Origin of the sequence: Odoribacter sp. N15.MGS-14 (assembly GCF_000980245.1) — a bacterium.
GTDB lineage: Bacteria > Bacteroidota > Bacteroidia > Bacteroidales > Marinifilaceae > Odoribacter > Odoribacter splanchnicus.
Genome location: NZ_LARE01000085.1, coordinates 1 through 9792 on the forward strand (window position 1 = coordinate 1; position 9792 = coordinate 9792).

At 42.6% G+C, this 9792-nt stretch carries 9 protein-coding genes; 1 reads left to right on the forward strand and 8 read right to left on the reverse strand.

Annotated elements, in window-relative coordinates:
• From WS34_RS13110 to WS34_RS13130, 5 genes are all read right to left on the reverse strand, one after another.
• Positions 1-750: STN domain-containing protein (locus WS34_RS13110; RefSeq protein WP_046405322.1), on the reverse strand; the 750-nt coding region annotated here is incomplete at its 3' end.
• Positions 751-874: 124 nt separating this feature from the next.
• Positions 875-2053 carry a FecR family protein gene (locus WS34_RS13115; protein ID WP_046405323.1) on the reverse strand — a complete coding sequence of 393 codons (1179 nt, stop codon included), beginning with the start codon at positions 2051-2053 and terminating at the stop codon, positions 875-877.
• Between the two features lie 89 nt (positions 2054-2142).
• Positions 2143-2700 carry an RNA polymerase sigma factor gene (locus tag WS34_RS13120; protein ID WP_013610692.1) on the reverse strand — a complete coding sequence of 186 codons (558 nt, stop codon included), beginning with the start codon at positions 2698-2700 and terminating at the stop codon, positions 2143-2145.
• Positions 2701-2779: 79 nt separating this feature from the next.
• Positions 2780-4972 (reverse strand): glycoside hydrolase family 20 protein, encoded by a 2193-nt coding sequence (locus WS34_RS13125; RefSeq protein ID WP_286693784.1) that lies wholly within the window; start codon positions 4970-4972, stop codon positions 2780-2782.
• 10 nt (positions 4973-4982) lie between these two features.
• The gene (locus WS34_RS13130; RefSeq protein ID WP_240143344.1) at positions 4983-5582 is read right to left on the reverse strand and encodes an RNA polymerase sigma factor; all 600 of its coding nucleotides are present in this window, start codon (positions 5580-5582) and stop codon (positions 4983-4985) included.
• A gap of 210 nt (positions 5583-5792) precedes the next feature.
• On the opposite strand from WS34_RS13130, the gene WS34_RS13135 reads away from it, so the two are divergent.
• A complete protein-coding gene (locus tag WS34_RS13135; RefSeq protein WP_502685467.1) occupies positions 5793-7880 on the forward strand; it encodes a M3 family metallopeptidase in 2088 nt (695 codons plus the stop codon).
• Positions 7881-7968: 88 nt separating this feature from the next.
• Here WS34_RS13135 and WS34_RS13140 read toward each other — a convergent pair whose 3' ends face one another.
• From WS34_RS13140 to WS34_RS13150, 3 genes are all read right to left on the reverse strand, one after another.
• On the reverse strand, positions 7969-8265 hold the full coding sequence (locus WS34_RS13140) for a hypothetical protein (protein WP_046405329.1): 297 nt from the start codon (positions 8263-8265) through the stop codon (positions 7969-7971).
• A 193-nt stretch (positions 8266-8458) separates the two neighbouring features.
• On the reverse strand, positions 8459-8872 hold the full coding sequence (locus tag WS34_RS13145; RefSeq protein ID WP_022160137.1) for a hypothetical protein: 414 nt from the start codon (positions 8870-8872) through the stop codon (positions 8459-8461).
• Positions 8873-8950: 78 nt separating this feature from the next.
• Positions 8951-9792 (reverse strand): hypothetical protein (locus WS34_RS13150; RefSeq protein ID WP_286693785.1); only part of this gene is annotated, 842 nt, incomplete at its 5' end.

Below are 9792 nucleotides of genomic sequence, written 5' to 3' on the forward strand. Positions count from 1 at the left end.
AAACACCTGTAAAGCACTGAGCAGGTTATTGGAAGAGACTTTTGCCAATTCATCCTTACTCACCACTACGGCATTTCCGGTAAAACTGTCCTTATTTTTAGTAAAATATCCATTTACCACCACTTCTTCCATTTCAGCCACATCTTCCTCCATCACAATATTCAGTACAGGCTGTTTCGTATATTTTACCTCCTGTTTTTTCATTCCGGTAAATGAGAACACCAGAACCATATTTTCCATCTCAGGCAACTGCATTTTAAACTTACCGTCTACATCAGTCGCCACCCCGATGGTAGTACCTTTAATAAAAACGGAAACACCCGGCAGCGGATTGCCTTCCTTGTCTTTAACGGTTCCCTGCAAATCAAGGGCAGTCTGAGGGAGAGCGCTACGGCGGTTGATGACGATGATCTGGTCCAGCAGTTCATAGCGCAAATCCGTCCCCTTCAAGCATTCATCCAAGACCTTGGAGATTTTTGCATCGGTCATCTCGATGGACACCGGTTTCAAGCCATTCAACTGTTCGTTATTATAAACGAAAGTATAACCACACTGAGCTTCTATAAGTTGAAAGATCTCATGCAAAGCCGTCTCTTTCACCCGGATACTTACCGTGCCGGTTTGTGCGTAAGACATAGCCGATACCTGCATCATACCGGCCCAACAAAGAAATAAAATCAACTTCATTTTTCTCAAAAATTTTCCGGGAATACCCTCTTCCGGATACCACCTTTTTCGATTTTTTTTCATAAATTTGTTTTTAACAGATTAAACACCTTGTTGTTTAATTTAGCCACCGGAAAGGACCAGTTTCCGGTGGCTAGTCTTTTATTAAAATTATAATATTTGCTTTCCTCACGAAATATAGGGACGTTTATTCAGATACGATTACCGTTCGCCCAACCACACTAAAATGTACCAGGTGAGTACGTTCCAAAAATTTCAACACTTCATTAATCGTAGCATGCCGGGGAATATTGCCCGTAAAATGCAAATCTTTTACTGCCGCATTCTGGTAGAAAATTTCAAAATCATACCAACGAGACAAGATCGACATGACCTCTTCCAATCGTTTTTCACGAAATACAAATCTTCCATCCTTCCAGGCAATCTGCTCATAGACATCCGATTTCACTATTTTCACCCCTCCCTGATCGACATTAGCTTCAAAACCGGGAGAAAGCGAATAAGCCTTACCGGCGACATTCAATTTTACCGCGCCCTCGACTAAAGTAGTCTTAACCGCCTCATCATAAGCATGTATATTAAATGAAGTACCTAAAACCACGACCTCCACCCGATCTACCTCTACCCGGAAAGGTTTAGCTTTATTTTTAGCCACTTCGAAATACGCTTCACCGGCCAACTTCACCCTTCTTTCATCGCCTACAAAAGTGTTCGGGAATTCGAGTTTCGAATCGGAATTCAACCACACTTTCGTACCATCCGGTAAAATCAGTTGATATTCTCCTCCCCTCGGCACCACGATCCAACTTTTTTCCACCGCTACTGCTTTATCAGCCAACGAATCACCGGGCAATATCATAACTCCATCTTTTTCCTCTTTTAAAACCATCCCCTTGATTCGTTTCTCCTGCTTGTTCCCGGTATTTCCCAAGGCAATCCGTTCACCGCTTTTCAACTCGATATAAGCTTGTTTATATCCCGGACAAATGGTATCCATAGAAATAGCGGCCAATGTCGATTCCTGAGGCTGTGACACCTGAGCCCTGAAATACAACCATACCCCCAGGCATAATCCGAAGAAAACAGCTGCATAACGCGCCACCCGAATATACCACAAACGACGGGAAGAGCCGATACCCGTCTTCCGGCAAATCACTTTCCAATCGGTTTCCTTTTCTTGCCGTTGCCGATATTCCAACTTTGCAAACAATATTTTTTTATCCCTGATTCGCTGAAAAGTTTCCCGATGTTTCGGCGATTCATCCAACCATACCCGCAATTCTTCCTCTTCGGCAACACTAAGGTTGTCTTCCAAATAATTTTTGATCAGGAAAATTTTACGCTCTATTTCATCGTAATTATTCATAACGTCACAGACTTTTAGCTCTTTTAACTATAATACAATTAAAAAGGCCAAGAGAATGACAAGGAAAGTAAAAAAAGAAAAAAAAATTATCACAGTCCCAACAAGACTGTGATAATGAAAAGATTATCTAATTTATTTTTTAATGTTTTTCGGGCCCTGGCTTTATGGGTTTTCACCGTATTCACAGAAATCTGCATGATTTCAGCAATTTCGAGATTATTTTTTCCCTCCATATGGAAATATACCACTTTCCTTTGTTCCTCGGGTAATTTTTCAATTTCTTGTGCAACAATACGATGTACTTCTTCTTCAAGCACTGTATCTTCGAAACCCCCTTCTTCTTCCATTTGCAGATACTCCTGAATATATTTTTCCTCGACCCGTTTACTTTTCAAGTAGTTGAAACAGCGGTTACGAACCACTTGATAAAGAAACATTTTCAGGTGTAGTTCAGATTCTATAATCATCCGGCTGTTCCACAAAACAATAAAAGCCTCCTGAACGATATCATGCATTCTTGTCTCTTCTTTTATAATCCGCACCACCCAAAGACATAATGCATGATAATATTTCTCGTAGTATTGCCGAAAAATACGTTCATCTCCCTGTTTAAATAATGTGAACCGATCTTCTTTCTCCTCTACCATAAAATAAAACATCTTACGGCCTACGAAGATAGAACAATATTTTCAACAAACACGCTCTGTTTTTCAAATTTCCTTTTGCCTACTCGATCTTCAAATCCTGTAAAACCAATCGTTCTTCGTATTGAGGTTCGGTAAACACGATACGCAAAGCCTTGATCGGAACCGTACAGATCACTTCACTGTCCCCTTCGGCATCGAACCAGCCGGAACGCATAAAACGCTCTCCATCCGTAGATATTTCGACAATAGCATGGGTAATGATATAATGGCTGGTCTGGTAAGCTCCACTCTTGATCGTTATTTTACGGCAATCCAAAGGTTTTTCGAATTCGAACAAAACGGTATCCCCGTCGGTTACCCGTCGGTTACTCCTGAAAAAAGTTTTTTCGTTTCCATCCGCCAGCAACTGGGCCGGACATTTCGGATGAGCGTCGATAGTCGTTGTCACCTTCATCTCCGGATGCAAGTACTTTTCGATACCGACAGCAATACTTCCCCAATGCGGCGTAAAAAATGTCTTAAACCGATAGTTTTCAGGTTGTTCTGTCTTTATCTCACCGGTATACAACGGAGAGAAACAGGTTGGTTCGTTACCATCGGCCGTGTAACGAATCACTGCCCCAGAGTAAGGAGCCGCTGCGGTCAATACCCCGTTCTGATAAGTAACTTCCGGGAAAGGTACCCGAAAACGAATGCCTTTCTGATACAAGCGCATATAATGACTCCTATCCAGACGTCCCTTGAAATCGGTCCATTCTCTTTGCTCCTGGGGTGTCCATCCGATTTCTGCCGTAACGCACAAACGCGGGAACATCTGATATTCACAATGCCAGGCCGGACGATCCATCATTTCCGACCAGATCGCCCCTTCTACCCCCAGCACATTTTTTCTTTCAGCCGGTTTCAGGCTATCGGGAATCAAGGGATTAAAAGCATATGCTTTCTCTGTAGGCACCATTCCTGCCCAATAATGTCCGCGTTCCAGCGGGGTCTGTCCCATATCGAAATAACAGTATTCCCCAGGCATCATCACCACCGGTAATCCTTTCCGGGCAGCAGCGATACCATGGTCCAGTCCGATCCACGAGAAGACTACCGTACCCGACGGCAGTTCTCCTCCGTCCATAATCTCACTCCAGCCTCCCATTTTCTTCCCTGCAGCTTCGACTAATTCCGCTACCCGGTGGATAAAATAATTCTGTACCTCGGCAGGTTTCTTAAAATGCTTCTCTTTCATCAATCCGGTACACCGGCGACAGTTTTCCCAATACTCCATCTCCACTTCATCCCCTCCGATATGGATATATGGACAAGGAAACAAGCCTGCTACTTCTTTCAGGATATCCCCCAGGATTTCGTATCCCCGTTCATTGGCAGCACACCAGGAATTCTGCGACAACTCGTGCTTCCCGGGATCTATATAATCACAAAGAATTTCAGGATAAGCAGCAGCTACCGCCCGGCTGTGTCCCGGCACTTCGATTTCCGGCATAATCATCACCTGCCGTTTAGCAGCATAACCGACCACTTCCCGGATCTGTTCCTGCGTATAGAAACCGCCATAACGGTAGTATCCCGAACAAAAAGTAGGCTGTAACTTTTCGTTCGGTCCCCTCCATGCACCGGTACGGGTCAGCTCCGGATATTTTTTAATCTCTATCCGCCATCCCTCATCATCCGTCAAATGCCAGTGAAAGACGTTCATCTTGTGCATAGCCAGCCAATCGATACAGTTTTTAATAAAATCTACCGAATAAACCTGACGGCATACATCCAGTGAAAATCCACGCCATCCGAACCGGGGATAATCTTCGATTTGCACTCCGGGAACGGTCCAGCTTACCGGTTGTACTTCAGTCTGAAAGATTTCGACAGGAAGCAATTGCAACAACGTCTGGATACCATAGAATATTCCTTTCTCCGAAGCCCCCTGTATACGCACCCCCTGCCCGGTAACTTCCAACCGATAGGCTTCTTCAGATAATTTCTTCAAGCTCTTATCGAGGCTTAAACGGATAGCCGGCTTGCTTTTCTCCGCTTTACTACTCACTGCTAAACGATACCCCATAGCCGGTTGAAGATAATCTGCCAACAACTCCCCACAAGTTTTCAAATCGTCATTCACCACAATGGAACAGGCGGAAGTGATATCGAACCGGCCATCGGTTTCTACTAATTTCACCGGCTTAGGTATGATATCGATGGCAGCCTCTACATGCCGCAAACTAACACAACCTAAAAACACGACTAACAGAAAAAGATTTCTTATCATAACATTCGAATTAAAGGTGATCATATATTGGATTCTGTTCTCTACATTCAGCACGCAGAAGATAAAAATAAAATATTAATTCTTGCTTATCTTTCAACAGTTCTCTCAATTCCCGCATGCCTTGCTTCAATAAAGTCTTTACTGTATTTACCGACACCCCCAATTCCTCGGCCGCCTCTTTATACATCTTCTCCTGCAACATAACCACCGTAACCACGAGACGGGTTTTATCAGGTAATTTTTCCAAGGCTCCCCGGATCAGTTCCACTGCGGAATCGTCCAAACGTTCGGCCTCTTCCAAAGCGATCTGATAATGAAGAAGATCCAGGCTTTTTACAGGCAATCTCTTCTTCTCGAGCCAGTTGATACAGGCATTTTTCACTACGGTAAACAAAAAAGTACCCAATGCCTCGGGAACGATACCGGCAAAGGTCTGCTTCGACCATAACTTTACCATTTGTTCCTGTACCAAATCTTCTGCACTCTGCAAATCATGCAAATACGATTCGGCAAATACCACTAAGGGTCTGTAATACCTTTCGAACAAGGCATCCATACCGAGCGGTTCTTTTTCCCGAAGTGTTTGCAATATCTTTGAATCTGACAACATGCCGGACATAAATGATGGACAAATATATATAATTTTAACTACAATTTATAATTTTAAAACTAGTGTAAAGCCCGATTCTGGTATAATTTATAGCAAAGCCATTGTTTCCGCTTTATTTTCCCAATAATATAAACTTAGTATAGATTTTGAAGATTAATTTCTATTTTTGCCGTAAACAAAACAGAAATATAAATGAAAACAATAATTTGTATGACGACACTTATCTTATCGATAACTTCGTGTAGCGAAAAGCAGGCCGGCAATCCTTTGTTGGAGCATTTCACTACCCCTCATCAAACCCCTCCTTTCGACCGTATCGAAATCCGGCATTATGAACCGGCTTTCGACCGGGCCATCGAGGAAGCCAAGCAAGAAATTAAAGCAATTTCAACTTCGGCAGAAGCTCCGGACTTTGAAAATACCATCGTAGCGCTCGATCAGGCCGGAGAAAAACTGAGTACGATTTCTTCGATTTTTTTCAATCTAAACTCCGCCTGTACCAACGAAGAAATGCAACAGATCGCCCAACGGATTTCACCGAAACTGACTGAATACGGAAACAGTGTATACATGAATCCGGAACTTTTTGCACGGGTGAAAAAAGTATACGAATCCCGGGACCGGCAAAGTCTGACACCGGAACAATCTACTCTTCTGGAAGATACGTGGAAATCCTTTATTAAAGGAGGAGCTAATCTGGAAAACGCAGCCCAGAAAAGATTTCAGGAAATAGCTATGGAGCTATCTCAGCTGGGATTAAAATTCGACGAAAATACCCTGGCCGAAACCAACGGATTCACCCTCCACATTACCGACGAAAAAGATCTGGCAGGTCTTCCTGAAGGAGCGGTCGAAATGGCTGCGATGACGGCAAAAGAAAAAGAATTGGAAGGCTGGCTGTTCACTTTGCATGCCCCCAGTTACATTCCTTTTATGAAATATGCCGACAAGCGGGAATTGCGTGAAAAAATGTACCGGGCTTATGCTTCGAGGGGAAACCGGGATAACCAATACGACAACAAAGAGGTGATCCGGAAAATGGTTGCTCTCCGTCTGGAAAAAGCACAACTATTGGGCTATCCGACCTATGCCGAATACGTACTCACCGACCGTATGGCCCAAAACACGGAGATGGTGAATACCTTCCTCGGTCAGCTGCTGGCCGCTTCTCATCCTCATGCCCTGGCCGAAAAACAGGAAGTAGAAGAATTTGCCCGGCGTCAGGGATTTAAAGGCGAATTACAACGCTGGGATTGGGCCTATTATTCCAATAAATTAAAACAGGAAAAATACGCGCTCGACGACGAAATGCTAAAACCCTATTTTAAACTGGAAAATGTACAGCAGGGGGTATTCGGATTAGCCAACAAATTGTATGGCCTTACTTTTAAAGAAGTGGACAATATCGCCAAATACCATGAAGATGTAAAAACCTTCGAAGTATACGACCGGGACGGCCGTTTTCTTGCCGTTCTCTATACGGACTTTTTCCCACGCGAAAGCAAAGGCGGTGGTGCCTGGATGACCGAATTCAGAGGCCAGCATAAAAAAGACGGGCAGGACGTACGGCCGCTGGTTTCTCTGGTGATGAACTTTACCAAACCGACAGCCAGCAAACCTTCCCTACTGACCTTCGACGAAGTGACCACTTTCCTGCACGAGTTCGGACACTCCCTTCACGGGATGTTATCCCAATGTACTTATAATTCTACCGGAGGGACCAATGTCTACCGGGATTTTGTCGAGTTACCTTCTCAGATTATGGAAAATTGGGCACTTGAAAAAGAGTGGCTGGATACCTGGGCCGTACATTACCAGACCGGAGAGAAAATTCCCCAGGAATATATCACTAAGATCCACGAAGCAGCCAACTTCCAGAGTGGTTACCAAAACGACCGCCAATTGAGTTTCGGCCTGGTCGACATGGCCTGGCATTCGGTCACCTCTCCTGTCAACGGTTCTATCCAGGCATTCGAAAATCAGGCAATGGCTCCGACCGAATCCTTTCCGCCCGTAGACAGCAGCTGTTTTTCTACCGGTTTCGGCCATATCTTCGGAGGAGGTTATGCTGCCGGCTACTACAGCTATAAATGGGCGGAAGTGTTGGATGCAGATGCTTTCTCGGTTTTCAAACAACAAGGTATTTACGACCAGGCTACCGCCGAATCTTTCCGGAAAAATATCCTGGAAAAAGGCGGTTCCGAACACCCGATGATACTTTATAAACGCTTCCGGGGCCAGGAACCGACCATCGACGCATTGCTGGAACGAAGCGGACTGAAAAGTAAATCAGAATAGGACCTTCCACTCTAAAATCAAGTACAAACTTGCTAACAGCAATATAGATATCCGACAAAATAAATAAGTGAAACCAGTCTATCTGATTTCACTTATTTTCTAAAAGGGAATTCAGGTATTCGGGAGTTATTTCAGAAATAGTTACTTTTTTGCCTTGTTCTTTCAACCGTTGAATTTGCAGATTCGTCTTCTGCAAATTCTCCGATAAAGATCTGAAAACCCTTTCAGAAACCTGAATCTCCTGCGCATTTGTCAAATCACACACGTAGGCATCGTCCACCACTTTCACATGACTATAAAAACGATACAAAGCCACAAACATCTGAGCCGAATCTTCGGCAGTTACCGAAGCTTGAGTTTGAGTCCCCGGAAGAAATTTCGACATATCGACGTCTAAAAACTTGTTTGTTTTGACGTATTGTTGGCGTAAATTGATCGAACTAGTCCTTTGCTTCTTATCCTGCTCATGCGAACACGATACAAACAAAACAAAACCAAGTAGATATCCTAAATAATTTCCCGACATTTTATAAAAATAGATTAAAACGTATCAATCAATTCTATTAGAGACAAAAAAGTCAATACGGTGCCCATGTCGCGACAAAACCTACATTTATATTACCCTCTCGTTCATAATATGAGGCATCAAATTTAAAAACCCACAGAAAAGGCAATTCATGCTCGGGAACGTCAACATAAAATGGAGTTCCCATCGTATGCTGATAAGGAGGTAAAACAATATACTCTTCACCCTTTTGCAATTGTAAACATTCATAGAATGCAATAACCGGAATAGAACTATTATTCCCTATCGACACACTAATATAATTATTTCCCCAAAAAGTAAAAGTTTTACTCCCTGACGGGACACCCATAATAGTGGTTCCGAACGAAGTCTCAACTCTTGCTGTACTCGTGGTAAAAGAACTTAAAATTAAAGAAATAGCAATGACACTAATCATCGATCTTAATTTCTGAATTGTACTTTTCATAATCCATTTGGTTTAGGGAATGATCTTCCTTCAAATAATAGAGGAGGAAGATCATTCAATGTAATAATAAATTATTTATTATTCTTCCTCATCATCTTCTACAGGAGGAGGTAAAGTTGCTTTGTACTCATTGTATTTCTGACGGAATTTATTTCCAGCTGCCTGTATATCCCAATTATATTTTTTAAAGAATTCGACAATAACTTTATATTTAGCAGTTCTGGCTATACTGTTGTCTAAATAATCCTTTTTGATGTTATCATAAGATTCCATAACTAAAAGACTAAGCCAATCTCCAAAATCTGTTGTAAATTTTCCAGAACCGGCTCCAGACAGGAATCCTCCGTTTTTACATAATTCATCGATTGCTTTATCATATTTTTCTTCATCACCGTCTTTTTGATATTGCTCTCTGATATTATCATAAGCTTCCCCATTATCATAAGCTTTTCCAGCCAATACAAATTCTTTGATCGGTTCATCGAAACGCTGAGCGATCATTGTCCCGAAATTTTTCCAAATCAAACCCGAAATCAGAGAATCCTGATAATAATAATCCGGGTTAGCCTCTTTAGTGACAGGCAAAGCTCCCTCCATTTGGTTCGGCCAACACAGTACAAACCGACTTCTTCCTAATTGTGCATAATCAGCCGCCCACCAACTACCATTATAGGTTTTTACAAAAAATAATTCCAACGGGAAATAAGCTTTTGCAAACTCTTTGGAAACATTGCTCAATAAGGTCTGAGAAAAAATAATCGCATTTTCACGACAAGTATCATCGATCATTGTAGCTCCCATACGGTTATTAACATCTTCATACAAATAAGCATTGGTCACTTCATGCCAATCTGTGAAATCCATTCTCCCCCAAAGGCCATAATCGTTATACATTTCTTTTACCCGCGCGTCAGCATCAG

Coding starts and splice junctions, on each gene's coding strand:
- WS34_RS13135 (WP_502685467.1), top strand. CDS start 5,793: ATGACGACACTTATCTTATCGATAACTTCGTGTAGCGAAAAGCAGGCC.
- WS34_RS13130 (WP_240143344.1), bottom strand. CDS start 5,582: ATGTTGTCAGATTCAAAGATATTGCAAACACTTCGGGAAAAAGAACCG.
- WS34_RS13120 (WP_013610692.1), bottom strand. CDS start 2,700: ATGGTAGAGGAGAAAGAAGATCGGTTCACATTATTTAAACAGGGAGAT.
- WS34_RS13125 (WP_286693784.1), bottom strand. CDS start 4,972: ATGATAAGAAATCTTTTTCTGTTAGTCGTGTTTTTAGGTTGTGTTAGT.
- WS34_RS13140 (WP_046405329.1), bottom strand. CDS start 8,265: ATGTCGAAATTTCTTCCGGGGACTCAAACTCAAGCTTCGGTAACTGCC.
- WS34_RS13145 (WP_022160137.1), bottom strand. CDS start 8,872: ATGAAAAGTACAATTCAGAAATTAAGATCGATGATTAGTGTCATTGCT.
- WS34_RS13115 (WP_046405323.1), bottom strand. CDS start 2,053: ATGAATAATTACGATGAAATAGAGCGTAAAATTTTCCTGATCAAAAAT.